We start from the raw sequence: 23,916 nt of genomic DNA on the forward strand, positions 1-23,916 counted from the left end.
GTCAGCGGCGGGCCCGGGGGTTCATCCGGCTGTGGTGGCGTCCGTAGAGGAAGTAGACGACGAAGCCGATGACCATCCACACCCCGAACCGCAGCCAGGTCTCGGCGGGCAGATTGAGCATCAGCCACAGCGAGGCCGCCACCGAGACGGCCGGCAGCACCGGCACCCAGGGGGTGCGGAAGGCGCGGTGCAGATCGGGGCGGGTGCGGCGCAGGATGATCACGCCGAGGGCGACCACGACGAAGGCGAAGAGGGTGCCGATGTTCACCAGCGACGCCAGTTCGGAGATGCTGGTGAAGCCCGAGACGATGGCGATGATCACGCCCAGCAGGATCGTGGAGCGGTAGGGCGTGGCGAACTCCGGGTGCACCTTGGAGAACACCCTCGGCAGCAGCCCGTCGCGGCTCATCGCGAAGAACACCCGGGTCTGGCCGAGCAACAGGATCATGCACACCGTGGTGAGGCCGACGGCCGCGCCGAAGCTGATCAGGCCCGCGTAGAAGGGGTGCCCGGTCTCCTTGAACGCGTCGGCGAGCGGGGCGTCGATCGACAGCCGGGTGTACTTCTGCATCCCCGTGACCACCACGGACACGGCGACATAGAGCACGGTGCAGATGAAGAGCGAGCCGAGGATGCCGCGCGGCATGTCCCGCTGCGGAAGGCGGGTCTCCTCGGCCGCGGTCGCCACGATGTCGAAGCCGATGAAGGCGAAGAAGACCACCGCGGCGGCGGCGAAGATGCCCTGGACGCCGTAGGTCGTCGGCGCGTAGCCGAACATGAGCTGGATCAGCGGCGCGGTCAGCCCGGAGCCCGACACCTTGCCCTGGGGCTCGGGGATGAAGGGGCTCCAGTTCTCCGCCGTGATGAAGAAGGAGCCCGCGACGATGACGAGCAGCACCACCGTCACCTTGATCGCCACGACCACGGTGGTGACGCGGGCGGACAGCTTCATGCCCAGGACCAGGATCGCGGTGAGCACGAGTACCAGCAGAAAGGCGAGCAGGTCGAAGGCGAAGCCGTGGGCCGCGTCGGGGCCGGAGAGGGCGAGCGGGAGGTGCCAGCCGACGTTGTCCATGAGCGAGCGGATGTACCCGGCCCAGCCGACCGCGACCACGGCGGTGCCGAGCGCGAACTCCAGCACCAGGTCCCAGCCGATGATCCAGGCGGGCAGTTCGCCGAGCGAGGCGTACGAGAAGGTGTACGCCGATCCGGCCACCGGCACGGTGGAGGCGAACTCCGCGTAGCACAGGGCCGCGAGCGCGCAGACGACACCCGCGACGACGAAGGCGAGGGCGGTCGCGGGGCCCGCCTGCTCCTTGGCGACGGCTCCGGTCAGGACGAAGATGCCGGTCCCGATGATGACGCCGACGCCGAAGACGGTGAGGTCCAGGGCGGAGAGGGACCGGGTCAGCGCGTGCTCGGGCTCCTCGGTGTCCTGGATGGACTGCTCGACGGACTTGGTCCGCAGAAAGTCCGGCCGGGCTTTGACCTCGGCGCCGCGGCCTCCGGAGCCGCGGTCGGGTTTCTGCTCGCTCACCGGTGCCACCTCCACGCCTGCCCGTGCCCCGTGCGCGCCCATGGTTCAGCCAACCGGTGGGGAGCAGGGCGGGGCACACTCCGGGCGCCCGCCGATTCACCCGATGGGGCGGGCCCGTGGAATACGCGCTGGGCCGGTCGGAGCACGAAGGCTCCGACCGGCCCGGCGGGGAGGTGTCGCGGCGGCCTAGGTCCTGTCCTGTCGATCTTCGTGGATCAGCCCGCGGCGTCTGGTGCCGTGGATCGCAAGGCGGAGGGTCGTCCTCGTACTGGGCGTACTCGGAAGATCCCGACAACGCGGCGAGGCGCGGTGTCAGACGTCGCAGGCCCGCGAAGATCGGCAGGACAGGGCCTAGTCGCGCACCGGCTCACCGGCGGACGTCGGCTGCGTCACCTGCGCGTCCCGGTCCGCTCCGGTGGCCTCGGCGGTCTCGTTGTCGTCGCGGTTGCCGATCCGCGAGACCAGGCCGGTGACCTGCCGGGCGATATCCGGTGCGGTCAGCCCGATCTCGGCCATGACCTCCTTGCGGGAGGCGTGGTCCAGGAAGCGCGGCGGGATGCCGAAGTCACGCACCGGCATATCGACACCGGAGTCGCGCAGCGCCTGGGCGATGGCGGAACCCACACCGCCGACCCGGCTGTTGTCCTCGACGGTGACCACGACGCGGTGGCGCTCGGCGAGCGCGGGCAGTTCCTCGTCGACCGGCTTGACCCAGCGCGGGTCCACCACCGTGGCGGAAATGCCCTGTTTGTCGAGGAGGTCGGCGACCTCCAGACACATCGGGGCGAGCGCCCCGACCGATACCAGCAGCACATCGGGCCGCTCGCGATCGGCCCGCGCGGGCTCGCGCAGTACGTCCATCCCGCCGATCCGGCCGACGGCGGCCACCGCCGGGCCCACCGCGCCCTTGGAGTAGCGCACCACGGTCGGCGCGTCGTCGACCGCCACGGCCTCGCGCAGCTGGGCGCGTACCTGGTCGGCGTCGCGTGGGGCGGCGATCCGCAGCCCGGGGACGACCTGGAGGATCGACATGTCCCACATACCGTTGTGCGAGGCCCCGTCGGTCCCGGTGATCCCGGCCCGGTCCAGGACGAAGGTCACCCCGCACTTGTGCAGGGCCACATCCATCAGCACCTGATCGAAGGCGCGGTTGAGGAAGGTGGCGTAGACCGCGAAGACCGGGTGCACACCGCCGGTGGCCAGGCCCGCCGCCGAGACGGCGGCGTGCTGCTCGGCGATGCCGACGTCGTAGACCCGCTCCGGGAACCGCTTGGCGAACTCGGTGAGCCCCACCGGGTGCAGCATGGCCGCGGTGATGGCCACGATGTCCTCGCGCTCCTCACCGAGCTTGACCATCTCGTCACCGAAGACCGAGGTCCAGTCGGCGCCGCCCGCGGAGATCGGCAGCCCGGTGTCCGGGTGGATCTTGCCGACGGCGTGGAAGCGGTCCGCCTCGTCCTGGAGGGCGGGCTGGTAGCCGCGGCCCTTCTCGGTGAGGCAGTGCACGATGACCGGGCCGCCGAACCGCTTGGCCCGCTGCAACGCGGACTCCAGCGCCTCGATGTCATGGCCGTCGATCGGTCCGACGTACTTCAGCCCCAGGTCCTCGAACATGCCCTGCGGGGTGATGAAGTCCTTCAGCCCCTTCTTGGCGCCGTGCAGGGTCTCGTACAGCGGCCTGCCGACGACCGGGGTGCGCTCCAGCAGGTCCTTGCCGCGGGCGAGGAAGCGCTCGTAGCCGTCGGTGGTGCGCAGCGTGGCGAGGTGGTTGGCGAGACCGCCGATGGTCGGGCCGTAGGAGCGCTCGTTGTCGTTGACGACGATGACCAGCGGACGGTTCTTGGCGGCGGCGATGTTGTTCAGCGCCTCCCAGGCCATCCCGCCGGTGAGCGCGCCGTCACCGATCACGGCGACCACATGGTCCTGCTTGCCGAGCAGTTCATTGGCCTTGGCCAGGCCCTCGGCCCAGCCGAGAACGGTCGAGGCGTGGCTGTTCTCGATGACGTCGTGCTCGGACTCGGCGCGCGAGGGGTAACCGGACAGCCCGCCCTTGCTCTTGAGCCTGGAGAAGTCCTGTCGGCCGGTGAGCAGCTTGTGGACGTAGGACTGGTGGCCGGTGTCCAGCAGCACCTTGTCCCGGGGCGAGTCGAAGACGCGGTGCAGGGCGATGGTCAGCTCGACCACACCGAGGTTCGGGCCGAGGTGGCCACCGGTCTTGGAGACGGCGTCGACGAGAAAGGTGCGGATCTCCGCGGCCAGCTGGTTCAGCTCCTCCGGAGCGAGCCGGTCCAGATCGCGCGGTCCCCTGATGCGGGTCAGCAGCACCCGTGCCTCCTTGCTTCGAGCGTCTCCATCGAGCCTTGCCGTCCGCCCGAGTCTAGTGTTCCGCTCCGTGCCGGAGACCCCGGCCCATGCGATGTCGGTCACGCGAACGGACGAGCCCGGCACCGCCTCGCGGGGCGGTGCCGGGCCGGGTCCTGTGGGCGCGGCGGGTCAGCCGCGTCCTGCCGAGCGCTGTGTTCTGCGCGACACCGAGTCGATCACGACGGCGGCCAGCAGCACCCCACCGGTGATCATGTACTGCACCGAGTTGGCGACCCCCAGAAGGTTCATACCGGATGAAATCGATCCGATGACCAGCATGCCGAGCATCGCCGACCAGACCGAGCCCCGGCCGCCGAAGAGGCTGGTGCCACCGATGACCGCGGCCGCGATGGCCTCCATCAGCAGGTTGCCGGTACCGGCCTGCTGGCTGGCGGAGCCCACCCGGGAGGCGATCATGAGTCCGCCGAAGGCGGCCATCAGCCCGGAGAGGGCGAAGACCGACATCCGTACGGCCGCGACGTTGATGCCCGCGCGGCGCGCCGCCTCGACGCTGCCGCCGAGCGCGATCACCTTGCGGCCGTAGGCGGTGCGGCGGACCACGAAGTCCAGCAGCACCAGCACCAGCACGAAGATCACCAGGCCGAGCGGCAGTCCCTTGTACTCGTTCAGCCGCCATGCCGCGGTGAACACGATCGCGGCGAGCACCGCGGTGCGCACCACGATCTCGCTCAGCGGCCGGGAGGGGACACCGGCCGCCTTGCGCCGCCTGCTGTCGATGAACTGGGCGAGGAAGAAGCCCGCCACCGCGACCGTCGCCGCCCCGTACGCGGCGATCAGCTGACTGAAGTAGTGATCGGTGAGGGTGCGGACAAAGCTGTCGTCGTCGATGCCGATGGTGCCGGTGGTACCGAGCACCTGGAGCATCAGTCCGTTCCAGGCCAGCAGACCGGCCAGGGTGACGACAAAGGCCGGGACGCCGATCTTGGCGAAAAAGAAACCATGGAGCGCGCCGAGGACGGCACCGGCGCCCAGGGCGGCGATCACGGCTATCCCCTCGGGCACCCCGTGGTTCACGTTGAGCACCGTCAGAGTGGCCGCGGCCAGACCGCTGATCGAGCCGACGGAGAGATCGATCTCACCCAGCAGCAGGACGAACACGATCCCGACCGAGATCATGCCGGTGCCGCCGATCAGGATGGAGAGATCGGAGAGGTTCTTGGGCGAGAGGAAGGCATTGTCCTTCGCCTGGAAGACCGCCCAGATGATGGCGATGCCGACGATGACCGGGACCGCGCCCAGATCACCGCTGCGCATCTTGCGGGCGAACTCGGTCAGATAGCCCTTGAAGCCCTCCTGACGCACCAGCAGCCGCGGGTCCACCGCGGTGACCGCGTCCTTCGCGACCGGGTTGGCGTCGGCCGGGCCGCGCTTGGCGTGGCTACCGCCGTTGTTCTTGCGGACGTTGGTGGTCACTTCGCGACCTCCCCGGTGCGCGCCTTGCGACGGGTCACGGCGTTGTCCGTGGCGCCGGTGATGGCGGAAATGATCTCTTCCTGAGAGGTGGAACGGACATCGAAGGTGCCGTTGTTACGGCCCAGGCGCAGCACCGCGACCCGGTCCGCGACGGCCTTGACGTCGGCCATGTTGTGGCTGATGAGGATCACGGCGAGACCGCGCTCGCGCAGCCGCTCGACCAGGTCCAGAACCTGGGCGGTCTGCTCGACGCCCAGGGCGGCGGTCGGCTCGTCCAGGATCACCAGCTTGGGCTCGCCCAGCATCGAGCGGGCGATGGCGACGGTCTGCCGCTGGCCGCCGGAGAGCGAGGCGATCGGGATCCGAACGCTGGGGATCCTGATCGACAGGGTCTGGAGCAGCTCACGGGAGCGGCGCTCCATCTCGACCTCGTCCAGCACGCCGCCGCGCAGGATCTCGCGGCCGAGGAAGAGGTTGCCGACGACGTCGATGTTGTCGCAGAGGGCGAGGTCCTGGTAGACGGTCGCGATGCCCAGGTCCTGGGCGTCGTGCGGCCGGCTGATCTGGACCGGCTTGCCCTGCCAGGCGAGCACACCCTCGTCGGCGGGGCCGACTCCGGCGATGGTCTTGACGAGGGTGGACTTGCCCGCGCCGTTGTCGCCCACCAGGGCGACAACTTCACCGGCATGGACCTCCAGGTGGATATCGCTCAGCGCTTGAACAGCGCCGAATCGCTTGGAGATCCCGCGCAACGCCAACACGGGTTCGTTCGGCACGATGGCCATCTCCGTTCCGGGCAGGGGGAACCCTGCTGCTTGACGGAGGGGAGAGCGCTCTCTCCCCTCGGCTGGGGGGTGTCAGGGGGCCGTCGCGGGGCCGCCCGCCGCACCGGGGTCGCGGGCGGCCCCTCCGGGGCTGCTACTTGAGGAGACCGGCCGCTTCGCAGGCGGCCTTGTACTTGGCCGTGCAGATCTGGCTTGCCTTGTAGAGGCCGTCCTTGATGACGGTCTCCTTGATGTTGTCCTTGGTCAGCGAGACCGGGGTGATCAGGGTGGCCGGGATCCCCTTGGTGGTCGGGCTGTCCACCGTGTTGGACTCGTTGGGCTTGTCACCGCGACCGAGCGCGATGGCCATCTCGGCGGCGGCGGTGGCCTCCGGCTCGTACGGCTTGTAGACGCTCATGTACTGGGTACCGGCCAGGATGCGCTGCACACCGGCGAGTTCGGCGTCCTGTCCGGTGACCGGGGGCAGCGGGTCCACGCCGCCGCTCCGGAGCGCGGTGATCGCGCCACCGGCCATGGTGTCGTTGGCCGAGTAGACGCCGACGATGTTGTTCTTGCCGAGGGAGGAGATGGCGCCGTTCATGGCCTCGTTGGCCTTGTCCGCGAGCCAGCGGTCGACGTCGTACTGCTTGCCGATGTCCACCTTGCCCTTGAGGACGGAGAGCGCGCCCTTCTTGAACATGGCGGCGTTGGGGTCGGCCTCCCAGCCGTTGAGCATGACGACCTTGCCGTCCTTGGCCTTGTTGCCCAGCGCCTTGAGCAGCGCCTCGCCCTGGACCCTGCCGACCTTCTCGTTGTCGAAGGAGGTGTACCCGGAGATCGGGCCCTGGGCGAGCCGGTCGTAGGCGACGACCGGGATGTCAGCCTCGTCGGCCTTCTTGACCGAGCTGGCGATGGCCTCGGAGTCCACCGCGTCCAGGATGATCGCGTCGACCTTCTTGGTGATCATCGAGTCGACCTGCTGCTGCTGGAGCGCGGTGTCGGACTTGGCGTTGACGTAGACGACCTTGCACTCCGCGCAGAGCCCCTTGATCTTCTTGGTGATCAGCGGCCGGTCGAAGTTCTCGTATCGCGCGGTCTGGTCCTCCGGCAGGAGCAGGCCGATGGTGAGCGGACCGGTCTTCTTCTTCTGGTCCGACTTGTCATTGCCGGCTTCCTTCGCCGAACCGCAGGCGGCGAGAGAGACCGCCATGGACACGACAGCACTGGCGATGGCGACGCGGCGCATCGTTGCGTTCATTTTGCGGGTGCCTCCCTGACGAGGCCGCGTCCAAGCGGCCGAGGTGGCTGGAAGTCAACTCGGCCGCCCGCATGACGTCAAGAAGTAAATCCTTAACGAGATGGCAACGGTGCCATTCGTTATCTGAGTGAACGCAGCGGGACGACACCGCATAGACGCAGCGTGACCGGACAAAAGTGCTCAGGTCAGGGCAGGCGCTCCGGCCGGAACCGCGCCGGAAACCCCGTCCAGCAGTGTCGAATCGCCCATCTCGCTGAGCACCAGCGCCAGCGCGCCCAGCACCTCGGCCCGACCGCCGAGCGCCCCGGGCATCACCGAGAGCTGCCGTGCGGCGCTGGGGATGGCGTACCGGGACACGGAGTCCCGGATCGGCGCGAGCACCAGCTCACCCGCCTCGGCGAGCTGACCGCCCAGCACCACCCGGCTCGGGTTGATCAGATTGCACAGATTCGCCACTCCGCTGCCGATATGGCGCCCGACGTCCGCGATCACCCGTCGGCAGCCGGGGTCGCCCTCGCGGGCCAGCTGCACCATGCGTTCAACGGTCAGATCCATGCCATGGCTGGAGTAGAGCAGCGGCAGCACATAGCGGGCCGCGGTGAAGGTCTCCAGACAGCCGCGGTTGCCGCAGCGGCAGACCGGGCCCGACTCGTCCAGGGTGATGTGCCCGATCTCGCCCGCCGTACCGCCGGGGCCGCGGTAGATCTGGCCGCTGATCACCAGACCGGCGCCGACACCGTCGGCGACCTTGATGTACGCGAGGTCGGCGACGCCGCGCCCGGAGCCCCACACCAGCTCGCCGAGGGCGCCCAGGTTGGCGTCGTTGTCGACGTGCACCGGCACCCCGAGCCGCTGGGCGAGGTCGTCCCGCGGATTGGTGCCCGCCCAGCCCGGAAGAATCGCCGTGGAGCCCAGCGTGCCGGTCTCGACGTCGATGGGCGCGGGCACGCCGAGACCGACGCCGACCACCTTGTCCTGGCGCAGCCCGGTGGCCGCGACCAGCCTGCTGACCAGCTGCTCGGCACGGTCCATCCCCTGCGAGGCGGACGCGTCCACATCGAGCGGCTCGGACTCCTCGGCCAGCACCTGGTGGGCGAGGTTGCCGATGGCGACGCGCAGATGCGTATGGCCGAAGTCCACACCGACGACGATGCCCGCGTCCCCGCTCAGGGAGACGCTGCGGGCCCGGCGGCCGCCCGCCGATGTGGGCGTGACCTCGACCGTTCCCCCGTCCTTGAGCTCCCGGACGATATTGGAGACGGTCGCGGCGGACAGCCCCGTGCTCCGGGCGATCTCCGCCTGGGTGAGCGAGCCCGCCATGCGCACCGCCCGCACCACCCGCTCGAGGTTGGCCCGGTGCAGCGACGACTGCGATCCCGGAGTCTCCACGCCATCCACTCCCGCCTTCACGGGCGGCACGACGGCCGCTCCGCCGGCCGGGCCGCAGCAGTGAGGCCCGACAGTGTCTCCAACATGTGAACTCTAAGATGAGCCGCCCCGGTTGTTCCGCGTCAAGTCCTTGACACCTTCCGAACGGCTCACGGTCATGACGGCAGGCGCGGCGCCGCACCGTGTGATCAGTGCACTGATGTACGACGTTCCACACCGGGGCGCCCGCTTGTCCGCAAGGGTACGGGGCGCCTCCGCCGAACGGCGGGGACGCCCCGTGATCAGGTGCCGGAGACGGGTCTACTTGATCGCGCCCGCCGTCAGACCGGCCTGCACCTGCCGCTGGAAGATGATGTAGACACCGAGCACCGGCAGCATCGCCAGCACCAGCCCGGCGAACAGCGCCGACCAGTCGCCCTTGTACTGCTGACTGGCGGCGAGCTGCACCAGACCCTGGGTGAGCACCCGCTTGTCCTCCTCGGTGTTCAGCACCGTCGGCAGCATGTACTGGTTCCACTGCCCCAGGAAGTTGAAGATCCCGACGCTGATCAGGCCCGGCTTCGCCATCGGCAGCATGACCTGGAAGAAGGTACGGGTCTGGGAGGCCCCGTCGATCAGGGCGGCCTCCGCCACCGAACTCGGCAGGGTCTTGAAGAACGAGGTCAGGAAGAAGACGGTGAACGGCAGCGAATAGGCGATGTAGACCAGGATCAGCCCGTGGAAGGTGTTCAGCAGGGCCAGGTTCTTCATCACGAAGAACAGCGGCACCAGCGCCAGGATGATCGGGAAGCTCATCCCGCCCACGAACATGAAGTAGATGACGCGCTTCCCCGGGAACTCGAAGCGGGCCAGGACATACGCCGCCATGGCGCCAAGCAGCATGGTGCCGACCAGTGAGCACCCCACCACCACGACGGTGTTGAGGAAGAAGTCGCCGATGTTGGACTTGCTCCAGGCGCGCGACCAGTTGTCGAAGTGCAGACTGCCGGGCAGCCCCCAGGGAGAGGTGAAGATCTCCTTGTCGGTCTTCAGAGAGCTCATCACCGCCCACAGCAGCGGCATGGTGACCAGGAGCGCCCAGAGCACCAGCATCCCGTGGGAGAAGACATTGAGGACCTTGCCCTCGCTGCCGACGCGCTCGGGGGCGGAGCGCGGGGTCAGCTGATCCCCGGCGGGCTCACGGGGTGCGGCGTCCTCCTCGGCGGCGCCGCGGAGCTCCGAGGGCTGTGCTGGTGAGGTCATTGCGATACCCCCGGATCGGCGGTCGGGCGGCGGTCGTGGTCTGCGATGGATGGCCCGGGCATCAGTACTCCAGCCGTTCGCGCCGGCCCAGCTTGGACACGACGACCGCGAAGATCATGGTGACGATCAGCATCGCCACCCCGATCGAGGTGGCACGGCCCGCCTGCCCGTCGCGGAAGGTCTTGGTGTAGACGTAGTAGCCCAGCACCTGGGTGGAGTCGGCGGGTCCGCCCGGTCCCACGGTCATGATCTGGACCACGGCGAAGGCGTCGAGGGCGAGGATGCCCATGTAGATCCAGCCGGTCTGGACCGTGTCCCACAGCAGCGGCAGGGTGATCCTGAAGAAGGTCGTGATCCGGTTCGCGCCGTCCAGCAGCGCCGCCTCGTAGAAGTCCTTGGGGATGGAGCTCATCCCGGCGGAGAACAGGACGACGTAGAAGCCGACGTTGCACCAGACCATCACGACCATCAGGCACCACAGGGCCAGCTGGGGATCGGCCAGCCACTCCTGCTCGAGCGAGTCCAGGCCGATTCCGCCCAGAAAGGCATTGAGTGCCCCGTTGCGCGGGTTGTAGGTGAACTGGAACAGCAGGGCGACGATCGCGATCGACAGCACCTGCGGAAAGAAGTAGACGACCTTGTAGAACTTCGATCCGCGCACCCCGGACACGGCCGCGTTCTTCCGGCTCCGGCCGCCGACGTTGAGCATGAAGGCGAAGAAGAGGCCGAGGCCGAGTGTCACCAGCGGTACGACCAGGAGCAGCAGGACATTGTGTCCGACCGCTGTCCAGAAGAGGTCGTCATGGAGCAGCCAGTCGTAGTTGTCGAACCCGACCATCTTGAAGTCGGAACTCAGACCGGTCCAGTCCGTGAACGAGTACAGGATGGCCTGGATGAACGGCGAGATCACGAAGACCGCGTACAACGAGACCGGCAGCACCAGAAAACCGGTGACAAAGCCGTACTTCCGGAACCACTGGGCCACCTTCGGATGGGTGCCCCTGGCGCGTCCGGGCGTTTCCTTCCGCACGCCCGGCGCACCGGTCTGAGTCCTGACCTTCTGCATCTCACCGACCTCGGTCTTCCCCCGCGGCCACTACCGCTGGTGACGCATCGAATCCCATCAGACGTGCTTGTACTTCTTGACCGCGTCGTCCTTGAGCGTCGCGTCGGCGAACTTCTGAATCTTCTTGATCGCCTCTGCCGGGGTCATCCGGCCCGCCATCATCTCGCCCAGCACGCCGACGCCGATCTGCTGCTTCTGGAGCGCCACGTACCAGTCCTGGAGCCGCGGGTTGACGACGTTCTTCCCGGCCTTCTTCAGGGCCTCCTGCGCGGACGCCAGACCCGGCGGCAGGGAAAGCCCTTCGGTGCCGCCGTTGAGCGAGGTGAGCGAGGAGACCTGCTGGACGAAGTTCTTGCTGGACTTCTCGCCCAGCATGATGCGCAGCAGTTCCATACCGCCTTCGGGGTTCTTCGCCGACTTGGGCACGATGAAGGGCTCACCGCCGGAGGCCCACAGGGTGCCGAACGGCATCTTGTCGCCGCTGTCCAGGCTGGAGGGCGCGCCCACGGCCATCTGGAAGTTCTTCGGCGTGGTCTTCTTCGCCTCGTTCTCCACCCAGGAGCCGTTCGGGATGAACAGCGCCTTGCCCTGGTTCCACGCGGTCTGGGACTCGATGTGGGTCAGGCCCGGGGTGCCCTTGAGGATGTAACCCTTCCGGTAGAGCTCGTAGTACGCCTCGAAGGCGGCCTTGACGGCCGGGTGCTTCCAGGCGTTCGGCTCCAGGTTGTCGATGGCGTCCAGGACGCCGGCGCCACCGATCTTGCCGATGAAGGGGTACAGGCTGAAGGGCAGGTAGTAGGGGTACTTGCCCGGGTAGGTCCAGCCGGCGATGCCCTTCTTCTTGGCCTTGGCGCAGACCGCGAGCATGTCGTCCCAGGTCTCGGGGTATTCCACGCCGAGCTTTTCCAGATTGCTCTTGGAGTACCAGACGCCGTAGACGGTGTAGGCGTAGTAGAGGATCCAGACCTGCTTGCCGTCGAACTGCCCCATCTCCACGACACCGGGGCGCAGGGTGTCGCGGACCTTCTTCTTGGGGTCGTCGACGGAGGGCGCGTCCAGCAGCGGGGTGAGATCCGTCAGCTGCTTCTTGCCGACCAGGGTGCCGAAGTCCATCTGCTCGGCGCCGGAGTTGTCGATGAGGTCCGGCGGGGTACCGCCGTTGAACCGCGGCTGGAGGGTCGTCTGAATCTTCTGGGTGGCGGAGTGCTTGACCTTGCCCGCGGTCTTCGGAAACGCCTTGCTGTATTCCTTCTCGGCGTCCTTGGCGTACTGCTGCCCGAAACCGCCGTCGAAGATGACGACGTCGAGCCCGGCGCTCTCATTGACGGCAAGCGGGTTCTTCGCCGTCTTCTTGCCCTTGTCGACCTTGTTGGAATCGTCGTCACCGCCGCTCGCGCAGGCAGTCAGCACGCTGACGGACGGCACGGCGATCAGCCCGAGCGCCGCTGACCGCTTGATCAGATCACGACGGCCGACATCTGGTGTGGATCCCATGCTCAAGTCCTCGCCTTCGTCAGGACTCAGGCGGTGTAACGGTCTCCCGTACATCTCGCCTCCGGCGAGGGGCCCGACACCGCGGGTGAGTTGAAGCGTGAAGCGGAGTATTGCTGGGTGTGCGCCGGGGACTGCGGAGGCCCGCCGGGGCCCGCGCGAAGTGGGCGGCAGTACGGCCCTCCCCCTGGGGCGACAGGTATAGTCCACTTGGTATCAACTGGGCAAGATTGAATCTTCATTGGGTAACAGTCTTTCCCGAGTTGAGACCTGCCCGACATACCGTAGGGGGCCACAGCCCGTACGGCGTGCCGCCGTGCGCATGATCACTCGAGAGGCGGTCCCTGTGCCCCGGAAGCAGCTCCCCTTGACCACCAGCGTTGTCGTGGCCGCGACACTCGCTTTGACCGCGGGGTGCGGCTCCGACGGTGGCGGCTCGTCGGCCGGGGACGCCAAGGGCGGCGCGGCGATAGGCAAGGGCATGGCCCAGCTCCCCGTCGAGCCCACCGAAGAGCCGACCGAGGACCCCACCGACGACCCGTACGACGACCCCACGGACAGTCCCACCGGTGGATCCGGGCTGGTCACCTCGGACGCCAAGATGGGCACCTGCGGCTGGGGCTCGGACGGCAAGCCCTACGCCAACATCAAAATCAGCAACTCCAGCTCCACCACCGCCTACTACAGCCTGCTGGTCGGCTTCGTCGACAGCGCCGGTGATGTGGTGACCACGGGCACCGAGTCCGACGCCCCGGTGGCGGGCAACGCCGAGAAGACCATCAAGGTCATCGGCCTCCAGGCGGACAGCTCCAAGAAGGCGAAGAAGTGCCGGCTCTCGCTCGGCACCAAGTCCGACTCGGCAAGCTGACCGCGCTCCACAATCACCCTGATGGCCGCGGGCCGTACCCCCCAACGGGCGTACGGCCCGCGGTGCGTGGGCCCCGCGGCCGCTCCGCTCCCCACCGGAGGCCGTCCCCGCCGCGTTCTTGACACCTCCCTCCCCCGGCCGTCCTACTTGTCTCTGCGCGATGCAACTTGACAACGTTGTCAGACGCTTGGGGAGGCGGCGCATGCGACAGGGACGACCACCGCGACGACGGAGAGCCGGACGAACGGCCGCCCTGCTGACGGCCGTTCTGCTGGCGGTGACGGCGCGGGGGACCGTGGCCGCCGCCCCGCACGGCCCGGACACCCCGGACCACACCGACCGGAGGTTCGCCTCGTCTTTCGAGCCGGACGACCCCCGGCCGGACTGGCGCAATACGGTCGAGACCGGCCCCGACGGGAAGAAGAAGGCGTCCGGGGTCGACGGCGGATACGCCTCCGGCATCCCCGGCAATGTCACCGACAAGGTGACCGAGGTCCGGGCCAGCGGTGAGAACGCCTCCGCCGGGGAGGCCAAGGAGAACCTGGTCGACGGCGAGCTCACCAGCAAGTGGCTGGTGTTCGAGAAGACCGCCTGGCTGGAGTTCGAGCTGAGCGAACCCGTCAAGGCCGTCCGCTACGCCCTCACCTCCGCCAATGACGCCCCCGGCCGGGACCCCGAGGACTGGACCCTCAAGGGCTCCGCCGACGGCTCCGACTGGACCACGCTGGACAGCCGGAAGGACGAAACGTTCGGCTCGCGCCAGCAGACCCGCGAGTTCGGCTTCGACAACGCCACCGCCTACCGGCACTTCCGGCTGGAGATCAGCGGTACCGCCGGGGACGACCTCGTCCAGCTCGCCGAGGTGCAGTTGGCGGACGGCAGCACCGCCCCGCCCGCCCCCTCCGACATGCGCAGCCAGGTGGACCGCGGCCCGGCCGGGTCCGCCACCGCCAAGGCCCGCGCGGGCTTCACCGGCACCCACGCCCTGCGCTACGCGGGCACCCACAAGCCGGGCGGCCGGGCGTACTCGTACAACAAGCTCTTCGACGTGGACACCGTCGTCACCCGGAACACCGTGCTGTCCTACCGGATCTTCCCCTCGATGCCGGAGACCGACCTGAACTATCCGGCCACCCATGTCTCGGTCGATCTCGCCTTCACCGACGGCAGCTATCTCAGCGAGCTGGCCGGTGCGGTGGACCAGCACGGCGCCCGGCTGAGCCCCCAGGGCCAGGCTGCTTCCAAGACGCTCTACGTCAACCAGTGGAACCACAAGGAGTCGAGGATCGGCGCGGTCGCCGCGGGCCGGACGGTCGACCGGATCCTGGTGGCGTACGACTCCCCCAAGGGCCCGGCGCGGTTCCAGGGCTGGGTGGACGACATCTCGCTGGCCCCCGGGAAGCCCTCGAAGCCTCGGGCCCATCTCTCGGACTACGCCGTGACCACCCGCGGCACCAACTCCAGCGGCTCCTACTCCCGCGGCAACACCTTCCCCGCCACCGCGGTGCCCGGCGGCTTCAACTTCTGGACACCGATGACCAACGCGGGCTCCACGGACTGGCTGTACCAGTACGCCCGCGCCAACAACGCCGACAACCTCCCCACCATCCAGGCGTTCGGCGCCTCCCATGAGCCCAGCCCCTGGATGGGCGACCGGCAGACCTTCCAGCTGATGCCGTCCATAGCCTCCGGGGTGCCGGACGCCTCACGGACCGCCCGCGCCCTGCCGTTCCGCCATGACCGCGAGACCGCCCGGCCGTATGCCTACGGGGTGACCTTCGAGAACGGGCTGAAGACCAGGATCGCGCCCACCGACCACGCGGCGATGATGCGCTTCACCTACCCCGGCGAGCGGGCGAGCGTCCTCTTCGACAACGTCACGGGCGACGGCGGGCTGACGCTCGACGCCGAGCACGGTGTGGTCACCGGCTACTCCGACGTGAAGAGCGGACTGTCCACCGGTGCCACCCGGATGTTCGTCTACGGCGTCTTCGACGCGCCCGTGACCGCGAGCGGCAAACTGCCGGGCGGCGGCGGCAAGGACGTCACCGGCTACTTCCGCTTCGCGCCCGGGAAGGACCGTACCGTCACCCTGCGGCTGGCCACCTCGCTCATCGGCGTCGACCAGGCCAGGGCCAACCTCGAGCGGGAGATCCCGGCGTCGGCCTCGTTCGCGAAGGTCGAGCGGGACGCGCGGCGGGCCTGGGACCGGGTGCTGGGGGTGATCGAGGTCGAGGGGGCCGACCCCGACCGGCTCACCACGCTCTACTCCAGCCTCTACCGGCTGTATCTGTATCCCAACTCCGGCTCCGAGAACACCGGGACCGCCCGAAAACCGCGGTACCAGTACGCGAGCCCCTTCTCCGAGCCCACCGGCGAGAACACCCCGACCCGCACCGGCGCGAAGATCGTCGACGGCAAGGTCTACGTCAACAACGGCTTCTGGGACACCTATCGCACCACCTGGCCCGCCTACTCCCTGCTCACCCCCGGCCGGGCGGCGGAGCTGGCCGACGGTTTCGTCCAGCAGTACAAGGACGGCGGCTGGATTTCCCGCTGGTCCTCCCCCGGCTACGCCGATCTGATGACCGGCACCAGCTCGGACGTGGCCTTCGCGGACGCCTACCTCAAGGGTGTCGGCCTCGACGCCGAGGCCGCGTACGAGGCCGCGCTGAAGAACGCGACCACCGTCCCGGCCTCGCCGGGCGTCGGCCGCAAGGGGATGGCCACCTCGGTCTTCCTCGGCTACACCAGCACCGAGACCCACGAGGGGCTGTCCTGGGCGCTGGAGGGCTGTCTCAACGACTTCGGGATCGCGAAGATGGGCAAGGCGCTCTACGCCAAGACCAAGAAGGCGCGCTACAAGGAGGAATCGGAGTACTTCCTGAACCGGGCCCGGAACTACGTCCATCTCTTCGACCCCGGGGCCGGGTTCTTCCAGGGCCGGGACGCCGACGGAAAGTGGCGGCTGCCGTCCGCGACGTACGACCCGCGGGTGTGGGGCTACGACTACACCGAGACCAACGGCTGGGGATACGCCTTCACCGCACCCCAGGACAGCCGGGGCCTGGCCAACCTCTACGGCGGCCGCGCCGGGCTCGCGAAGAAGCTGGACACCTACTTCGCCACCCCGGAGACCGCTTCCCCCGAGTTCGCCGGGTCCTACGGGGGCGTCATCCACGAGATGACCGAGGCGCGGGACGTCCGCATGGGTATGTACGGGCACAGCAACCAGGTCGCCCACCACGCCGCCTATATGTACGACGCGGCAGGACAGCCCTGGAAGACCCAGCGTACGGTGCGCGAGGTGCTCTCCCGGCTCTACACCGGCAGCGAGATCGGCCAGGGCTACCACGGTGACGAGGACAACGGCGAGCAGTCGGCCTGGTACGTCTTCAGCGCGCTGGGCTTCTACCCGCTGGTGATGGGCGGCTCGGAGTACGCGGTCGGCTCCCCGCTGTTCACCAAGGCCACCGTCCATCTGGGACACGGCCGCGACCTGGTGGTCACCGCTCCCCGCAACAGCGCGGAGAACGTGTACGTCCAGGGCCTGAGGGTGAACGGCAAGCCCTGGCACTCCACCGCGCTGCCGCACAGGATCCTCGCCCGGGGCGGCACGCTGGAGTTCACCATGGGCCCGAAGCCCTCGCGCTGGGGCACGGGGAAGAACGCGGCGCCCTCCTCCATCACCCAGGACGACGAGGTGCCCACCCCGCGCCGTGATCTGACGGTGCCCGGCCGCGGCACCGCCCTGCTGGACAACACCTCCGGCACCGACGCCCCGTTCACCTCGGTGGGGCTGCCGGTGAAGGACCCGGGACGTGCGGTGCAGTACACCCTGACCTCGTCGGACCGCCGCAAGGCGCCGTCCGGCTGGGTGCTCCAGGGGACGGCCGACGGTGCGCACTGGCAGGAGCTGGACCGGCGCTCCGGCCAGTCCTTCGCATGGGACCGGCAGACCCGGGTGTTCTCGGTCCGCGCGCCCGGTCGTTACGACCACTACCGCCTGGTGGCGGACGGCAGGGCCACCCTCGCCGAGGTCGAGCTGCTCGGCTGAGGTCCCTGATCGCCGTGGCACGGTCGTCCGGCGCCGCTCCCGGCGCCGGACGGCCGTGCTGTCCCGCGGTGCCCGGCGGTCTCACACCCGTCGCAGCACCTCCGCCTCCCGCTCCGCGTCCAGGCCCACCGACGGGCGGTCCGGCCGGTGCGGAGCCACCCCGCCCAGCGCGCTCAGCCAACTCCAGGTGTCCGCCACGGTGTCGGCGATTGGGCGGCAGCGCAGCCCGGCGGCGAGCGCCTTGGACACATCGCCGCTGTGCATCATGTCGTGCGGCTCCCCCGGCGGCAGCCAGATCGGCAGTTCGCTCCACGGCTCGATCCTGGCGGCCAGCACCGTCTCCGGATCGGTCCAGCGCAGTTCGGCGTCCGACCCGGTGACCCGGACACAGGTCTCCAGCAGCTCCCCCATCGTGGTGTGCCCTCGCGCGCAGACGAGGTTGTACGCACCGCCGAGTCCACGGCCGGCGGCGTCCAGCACCCACTGGGCGAGGTCGCGCACATCGATGTACTGGAGTGGCAGGTCGCGCGGTCCGGGGGCGAGCACCGGGCCGCCGCGGGCGATCCGGTTCAGCCACCACGGCAGCCGCCCGATGTTCTCGTACGGGCCGATGATCAGCCCCGCGCGGGCCAGCAGGGCACGGTCGCCGAAGGCCGCGCACGCGGCCAGCTCCCCGCCCCGCTTGATGGTCGCGTAGTCGCCGTCGTCCGCGTCGGGGCACGCGTCCACCAGCGGGCCGTTCTCGTCCAGTCCGGCCGGGGCCGGATCGGCGTACACCGAGCGGGTGGAGACGTAGACGTAGTGTCCGGCGCGCCCGGCGAGCAGCCGCGCGGCGTCCCGCACCGCCGACGGCGCGCCCGACCAGGTGTCCACCACGATGTCCCAAGCGCCCCGCGCCAGCGCGGCCAGTCCGTCGGGCGCGGTCCGGTCGCCGTGCAGCGCGGTGACCCCCGGTGGCGGGTCATGCCGGCCGCGGTGGAACACCGTGATCTCCCAGCCGCGGGCCCGCGCCTCCTCGGTCACCGCGCGTCCCACGAACTCCGTACCGCCCAGCATCAGAAGTCTCATGATGGCGACTCTGCCCGCCCAGGGTGGTCCGGCCCGGCGTTCCCTGCTGTCGGCAGATTCGCTGTGCGCGGACACGGTGCCTCGGTGCGCCCGGTCATCACGCCCCTCGCGCCCGTCGATTGGGCAGGATGGAGACATGATCCTCCGCCAGTTGCACGACACCGACGAGGACGCCGCGGCGGTATGGGAGGTGGTCTCGGCCGCGTTCGGGGACTCCGCCGCCCTCGCGGGCCTGGACGGCCGGCCACCGGAGTACATCGCCGAGAGGCACGACCGGAACCGGCATCTCGCCCGCTCCGATCCGGGCGGCTGCTGGCTCGCCGTGGACGATGACGGAATCCCGCTCGGCGCGGCGCTGTCCACGCGCCGCGAGGGCACCTGGGCGCTCTCGATGTTCGCGGTGCTGCCACGGGCCCAGCGACAGGGCGTCGGCCGGGAGTTGCTCGCCGCGACGCTGCTGTACGGACGGGGGTGTCTGCGCGGCATCATCTGCGGATCCGAGGATCCGCGCGCGGTGGCGAGCTACCGGCGGGCGGGGTTCACCCTGCATCCGGCGATGCGGCTGCGCGGCACCGTCGGACCGGAGACCAAGGAGCGGCTGTCCCCGCCGGACGGCGCGGTGCACGAGGGGGTGGCCCGCCACCGGGATCTGCTGGACTCGGTGGACCGCCGTACCCGGGGCGGCGCCCATGGCGTCGACCACGAACTGCTGCTGGCCCAGCGGCGATTGCTGGTGGTGGACGACCTGGCGGGCAGCGGCTACTGCTACGTCGGCGCGGACGGCAAGGTCGAGCTGCTGGCCGCGACCTCGCGGCGGCTGGCGAAGCGGCTGCTGACGGCGGCGCTGCTGTGTCTGCCGGAGGGCGCCGACGCCCGGGTCGCGGGGCTGACGGCCGAGCAGCAGTGGGCGGTGGACGTGGGTCTCGAGGCCGGTCTTGAGCTGTCCACCGGCGGCTATGTGTGTCTGCGCGGTATGCCGCCGCCGGCGCCGTACATCCCCTCGGGGACGTTCCTCTGAATCCTAGGATCCCGGGGATCACGGGGATCACGGGGATCACGGACGCCCGGTACGCGGACGGGCCGCACCCCCGCGCGGGGGTGCGGCCCGTCCTGGCTGCCGCCGGAAGCCGTATGGCTGGCGTGAAGCCGCGTGCTTACTTGCGGATCAGCGAGCGCAGCACGTACTGCATGATGCCGCCGTTGCGATAGTAGTCCGCCTCGCCGGGGGTGTCGATGCGCACCTTGGCGTCGAATTCCACCTCGCCCGCCTTGACCTTGACCGTCTCCGGGATGCCACCGTCGTTGAGCGCGGTGATACCGGTGATCTCGAAGGTCTCCTCGCCGGTCAGGCCCAGCGACAGCGCCGAACCGCCCTCCGGGTACTGGAGCGGCAGGACGCCCATGCCGATGAGGTTCGAGCGGTGGATGCGCTCGTAGGACTCCGCGATGACGGCCTTGACGCCGAGCAGCGCGGTGCCCTTGGCCGCCCAGTCGCGGGAGGAGCCGGAGCCGTACTCCTTGCCCGCCAGGATGACCAGCGGGATGCCGGCGGCCTGGTAGTTCTGCGAGGCGTCGTAGATGAAGGAGACCGGCGCCCCGTCCTGGGTGAAGTCGCGGGTGTAGCCACCCTCGGTGCCGGGCGCGATCTGGTTGCGCAGCCGGATGTTGGCGAAGGTGCCGCGGATCATGACCTCGTGGTTGCCCCGGCGGGAACCGTAGGAGTTGAAGTCACGCCGCTCGACACCGTGCTCGGTGAGGTACGTGCCGGCGGGGGTGTCGGCCTTGATCGCACCGGCCGGGGAGATGTGGTCGGTGGTGACCGAGTCGCCCAGCTTGGCCAGCACCCGGGCGCCGCGTACGTCCTCGACCGGGGCCGGGTCCATGGTCAGGCCCTCGAAGTACGGGGGCTTGCGGACGTAGGTGGACTCCGGGTCCCACTCGAAGGTGTTGCCGGTCGGCACGGGCAGCGCCTGCCACTGGGCGTCACCGGCGAAGACGTCGGAGTAGCTGGTGCTGAACATCTCCTGGCCGATGGCGGAGGCGACGACCTCCTCGACCTCCCGCTCGGAGGGCCAGATGTCGGCGAGGTGGACCGGCTTGCCGTCCTTGTCGATACCGATGGCGTCCTTGGTGATGTCCACCTTCATGGAGCCCGCGATGGCGTACGCGACGACCAGCGGCGGGGACGCCAGATAGTTCATCTTGACGTCCGGGTTGATCCGGCCCTCGAAGTTGCGGTTGCCGGAGAGCACCGAGGTGACGGCGAGGTCGGCGTCGTTGACGGCCTTGGAGACCTCCTCCGGCAGCGGGCCGGAGTTGCCGATGCAGGTGGTGCAGCCGTAGCCGACGAGGTTGAAGCCCAGCTTGTCGAGGTACGGGGTAAGCCCGGCGCGGTCGTAGTAGTCCATGACGACCTTGGACCCGGGGGCCAGGGTGGTCTTGACCCACGGCTTGCGGGTCAGGCCCTTCTCGACCGCCTTCTTGGCCACCAGCGCGGCGGCGACCATGACGTACGGGTTGGAGGTGTTGGTGCAGGAGGTGATCGCGGCGACGGTGACGGCGCCGTGGTCGATCTCGTACTGGCTGCCGTCGGGGGCGATCACCGGGGTCGGCTTGGTCGGCATGCCGTTGTGGTCAACGGCCGGGGCGTCGGAGGCCGGGAAGGACTCCTTGCCCGTCTCCTCGTCGTCCGAGACGTAGTTCCGGACGTCCTGGGCGAACTTCTCGGCGGCCTGGGCCAGGATGATGCGGTCCTGCGGACGCTTGGGACCGGCGATCGACGGAACGACCGTCGACAGGTCCAGCTCCAGCTTCTCGGAGAAGTCCGGCTCGGCGGCCGGGTCCAGCCACAGGCCCTGCTCCTTGGCGTACGCCTCGACGAGCGCGAGCTGCTGGGCGCTGCGGCCGGTGAGCTTGAGGTAGTTGATGGTCTCGCCGTCGATCGGGAAGATCGCCGCGGTGGAGCCGAACTCCGGCGACATGTTGCCGATGGTGGCGCGGTTGGCGAGCGGGATGGCGGTGACACCCTCGCCGTAGAACTCGACGAACTTGCCGACCACACCGTGCTTGCGCAGCATCTCGGTGATGGTGAGCACCAGGTCGGTGGCGGTGGTGCCGGTGGGCAGCTCACCGGTCAGCTTGAAGCCCACGACCCGCGGGATCAGCATCGACACCGGCTGGCCCAGCATGGCGGCCTCGGCCTCGATACCGCCGACGCCCCAGCCCAGCACACCGAGGCCGTTGACCATGGTGGTGTGGGAGTCGGTGCCGACGAGGGTGTCCGGGTACGCCTGTCCGTTGCGGACCATGACGGTGCGCGCCAGGTGCTCAATGTTCACCTGGTGGACGATGCCGGTGCCGGGCGGGACGACCTTGAACTCGTCGAAGGCGGTCTGGCCCCAGCGCAGGAACTGGTAGCGCTCCTTGTTGCGCCCGTACTCCAGCTCCACGTTCTGGGCGAAGGCGTCCGGAGTGCCGAAGCGGTCGGCGATGACGGAGTGGTCGATGACCAGCTCGGCCGGGGCCAGCGGGTTGATCTTCGCCGGGTCGCCGCCGAGCTCCTTGACGGCCTCACGCATGGTGGCGAGGTCGACGACACAGGGCACACCGGTGAAGTCCTGCATGATCACGCGGGCCGGCGTGAACTGGATTTCCTGGCTGGGCTGGGCCTGCGAGTCCCAGCCGCCCAGCGCGCGGATGTGGTCGGCGGTGATGTTCGCGCCGTCCTCGGTGCGGAGCAGGTTCTCCAGCAGCACCTTCAGGCTGTACGGCAGGCGGGCGGACCCCTCCACCTTGTCCAGCCTGAAGATCTCGTACGACTCGTCGCCCACCTGCAGGGTGCTGCGGGCGTCGAAGCTGTTCGCCGACACGACAGTCTCCTTCATGCATGAATTCGCGCGTACCACCGCAATGCTGCCGTCGCCTGCGCGCGCCCGTCCGCTAAGGTAGGGCTAAGTTAGGTAACCCTTACCGGCGCGGGGGAAGGCGGTGCACCTTCAGCAGATATCTCGATGTCGAGATAACTCTAGTACATCACCCCCGCGCGGTCAGCTCAGCCCTGCCGCCGGGCGGTGTCGTACTGGGTGGCTCGTTCACCGGTACGGGTGATCGCCGGGGGTACGCACCGCAGGTCGCGGTGGCGGGCGGACCGGGCGGGGTGGTACCGGTGCGGCGTCCGTCACGTCCGGCGGCGTCCGGCGACGTCCGGTAGCGGCCGGAAATGGCCGGACCGGGACCGGCCCCGTTCCCGCGGTGAGCGGACCGTTCCGCTTCGCGGTGCACGGGACGTCGGTCCGGACCGCGCGAACTCGGCCCGGGCGGCTTCGAGTTCCGGACCCCGGGGCCCGTGGCCGCCGCGATACTGCTCCCCATGGATCCGCACCTGCTCCGTACGTTCGTCTCCGTGGCCCGCTGCGGCTCCTTCTCCGAGGCCGCCCACGAACTGGGGTCCACCCCGTCGGCGGTGTCCCGGCACATCGCGACGCTCGAGGCGGATCTGCGTGCCCCGCTGCTCACCCGGCAGCCGGTGACGCTCACCACCGCGGGGGCACGGCTGCTGGACCACGCCGGTCCGCTGCTGCTGCGGCTGGACGCGGCCCGCGCGGAGGTCGAGCGGCTGGCCGGGTCCGGGACCACCCGGCTGACGCTCGGCGCCTCGCCGCTGGCCCTGACCCCGCGGATCGCGGCGGCGCTGGAGCAGCTGCGGAAGATCCACCCCGGCGTCCGGACCACCGTGCGGATCCTGGGCCGCCAGGAGGTCCCGGCCGCGGTGGCGCGCGGAGCGCTGGACCTCGGTCTGGTGGACGGCCCGGCCACCCCCTCCGATCCGCTTCCACCGCCCGCCGCCGGAGCGCTCACCGCGGTCCCGGTCGCCGACAGCCCGCTCGTCATCACACTGCCGCAGGGCCATCCGCTGGCCCGGCGGCTCGGACTGCGGCTGGCAGACCTCGCCGACAGCCGCTGGCTGGACGCACCGGACACCGCGATGCCGCTGTTGCGGCTGCGCGCCCTGGGCCGCACCGGCGGCTTCCGCGCCACGCTGACCTACCAGGGCACCGAGCTGCGGGGGCTGCTGGCACTGGCCGCCGCGGGACACGGCCTGGCCCTGGTGCCGCACACCGCCACCGAGGGCGCTCCCGGCATCGTCACGGTCCCCCTGATCGCGCCGCGGCTGACCCACCGCATCGAGCTCCTCCACGGCGCGGCGGTGGACGGCCCGGCCCGGTCACTGGCGGCGCTGGTGACGGGGGACGGCAAGCGGTACGCGTGACGGGCGGGCGCCGCCAGGAACGGCATGGGGTACGCGATCGCCGCGCGGGAACGCCGGAACGCAGGAGCGGCACGCACGAACGGCCGACGCTCCGCACAAGGGCGCTCCG

15 protein-coding genes are annotated in these 23,916 nt (G+C 69.5%); 4 read left to right on the forward strand and 11 right to left on the reverse strand.

The genetic code is table 11. The features are described from left to right. Position 1 precedes the first annotated feature (1 nt). The 9 genes from AC4BEG_RS07835 to ngcE all read right to left on the reverse strand — a co-directional run bounded on the left by AC4BEG_RS07835 (position 2) and on the right by ngcE (position 12,548). Complete coding sequence (locus AC4BEG_RS07835) at positions 2-1,537, reverse strand: amino acid permease (protein WP_490705179.1); 1,536 nt, start codon at positions 1,535-1,537, stop codon at positions 2-4. 351 nt (positions 1,538-1,888) lie between these two features. Next, positions 1,889-3,862 (reverse strand): 1-deoxy-D-xylulose-5-phosphate synthase, encoded by a 1,974-nt coding sequence (gene dxs / locus AC4BEG_RS07840; RefSeq protein WP_490705180.1) that lies wholly within the window; start codon positions 3,860-3,862, stop codon positions 1,889-1,891. Between the two features lie 168 nt (positions 3,863-4,030). Further along, complete coding sequence (locus AC4BEG_RS07845; RefSeq protein ID WP_490705181.1) at positions 4,031-5,335, reverse strand: sugar ABC transporter permease; 1,305 nt, start codon at positions 5,333-5,335, stop codon at positions 4,031-4,033. Continuing rightward, complete coding sequence (locus AC4BEG_RS07850; protein WP_490705182.1) at positions 5,332-6,120, reverse strand: ATP-binding cassette domain-containing protein; 789 nt, start codon at positions 6,118-6,120, stop codon at positions 5,332-5,334. Before AC4BEG_RS07850 ends, AC4BEG_RS07845 begins: the two co-directional genes overlap by 4 nt. Before the next feature lie 133 nt (positions 6,121-6,253). Beyond that, the gene (locus AC4BEG_RS07855; RefSeq protein ID WP_490705183.1) at positions 6,254-7,357 is read right to left on the reverse strand and encodes a substrate-binding domain-containing protein; all 1,104 of its coding nucleotides are present in this window, start codon (positions 7,355-7,357) and stop codon (positions 6,254-6,256) included. A 180-nt stretch (positions 7,358-7,537) separates the two neighbouring features. After that, positions 7,538-8,746: an ROK family transcriptional regulator gene (locus AC4BEG_RS07860; RefSeq protein ID WP_490705184.1), complete on the reverse strand. Its 1,209-nt coding sequence runs from the start codon at positions 8,744-8,746 to the stop codon at positions 7,538-7,540. A gap of 300 nt (positions 8,747-9,046) precedes the next feature. Beyond that, entirely contained in the window at positions 9,047-9,988 is a 942-nt protein-coding gene (locus tag AC4BEG_RS07865) for a carbohydrate ABC transporter permease (protein ID WP_490705185.1), read from the reverse strand. Positions 9,989-10,049: 61 nt separating this feature from the next. Continuing rightward, positions 10,050-11,054 carry a carbohydrate ABC transporter permease gene (locus tag AC4BEG_RS07870; RefSeq protein ID WP_490705186.1) on the reverse strand — a complete coding sequence of 335 codons (1,005 nt, stop codon included), beginning with the start codon at positions 11,052-11,054 and terminating at the stop codon, positions 10,050-10,052. 57 nt (positions 11,055-11,111) lie between these two features. After that, positions 11,112-12,548, reverse strand: coding sequence for an N-acetylglucosamine/diacetylchitobiose ABC transporter substrate-binding protein (gene ngcE, locus AC4BEG_RS07875; protein WP_490705187.1), 1,437 nt, complete (start codon positions 12,546-12,548; stop codon positions 11,112-11,114). Between the two features lie 364 nt (positions 12,549-12,912). Here ngcE and AC4BEG_RS07880 point away from each other — a divergent pair, with 364 nt between their 5' ends. Both AC4BEG_RS07880 and AC4BEG_RS07885 read left to right on the forward strand, forming a co-directional pair. Beyond that, entirely contained in the window at positions 12,913-13,413 is a 501-nt protein-coding gene (locus tag AC4BEG_RS07880; RefSeq protein ID WP_490705188.1) for a hypothetical protein, read from the forward strand. A 202-nt stretch (positions 13,414-13,615) separates the two neighbouring features. Further along, positions 13,616-17,470, forward strand: coding sequence for a GH92 family glycosyl hydrolase (locus tag AC4BEG_RS07885; RefSeq protein ID WP_490705189.1), 3,855 nt, complete (start codon positions 13,616-13,618; stop codon positions 17,468-17,470). A gap of 81 nt (positions 17,471-17,551) precedes the next feature. Here the strand turns inward: AC4BEG_RS07885 and AC4BEG_RS07890 are convergent, their stop codons facing one another. Beyond that, entirely contained in the window at positions 17,552-18,538 is a 987-nt protein-coding gene (locus AC4BEG_RS07890) for an NAD-dependent epimerase/dehydratase family protein (protein ID WP_490705190.1), read from the reverse strand. 136 nt (positions 18,539-18,674) lie between these two features. On the opposite strand from AC4BEG_RS07890, the gene AC4BEG_RS07895 reads away from it, so the two are divergent. After that, positions 18,675-19,556 carry a GNAT family N-acetyltransferase gene (locus AC4BEG_RS07895; RefSeq protein WP_490705191.1) on the forward strand — a complete coding sequence of 294 codons (882 nt, stop codon included), beginning with the start codon at positions 18,675-18,677 and terminating at the stop codon, positions 19,554-19,556. Positions 19,557-19,692: 136 nt separating this feature from the next. On the opposite strand, the gene acnA is transcribed toward AC4BEG_RS07895, so the two are convergent. Then, on the reverse strand, positions 19,693-22,407 hold the full coding sequence (acnA, locus tag AC4BEG_RS07900; RefSeq protein ID WP_490705192.1) for an aconitate hydratase AcnA: 2,715 nt from the start codon (positions 22,405-22,407) through the stop codon (positions 19,693-19,695). Between the two features lie 500 nt (positions 22,408-22,907). On the opposite strand from acnA, the gene AC4BEG_RS07905 reads away from it, so the two are divergent. Then, on the forward strand, positions 22,908-23,807 hold the full coding sequence (locus AC4BEG_RS07905; RefSeq protein WP_490705193.1) for a LysR family transcriptional regulator: 900 nt from the start codon (positions 22,908-22,910) through the stop codon (positions 23,805-23,807). Positions 23,808-23,916 lie beyond the last annotated feature (109 nt).

The organism is Streptomyces sp. JLBJ103, from assembly GCF_058215575.1.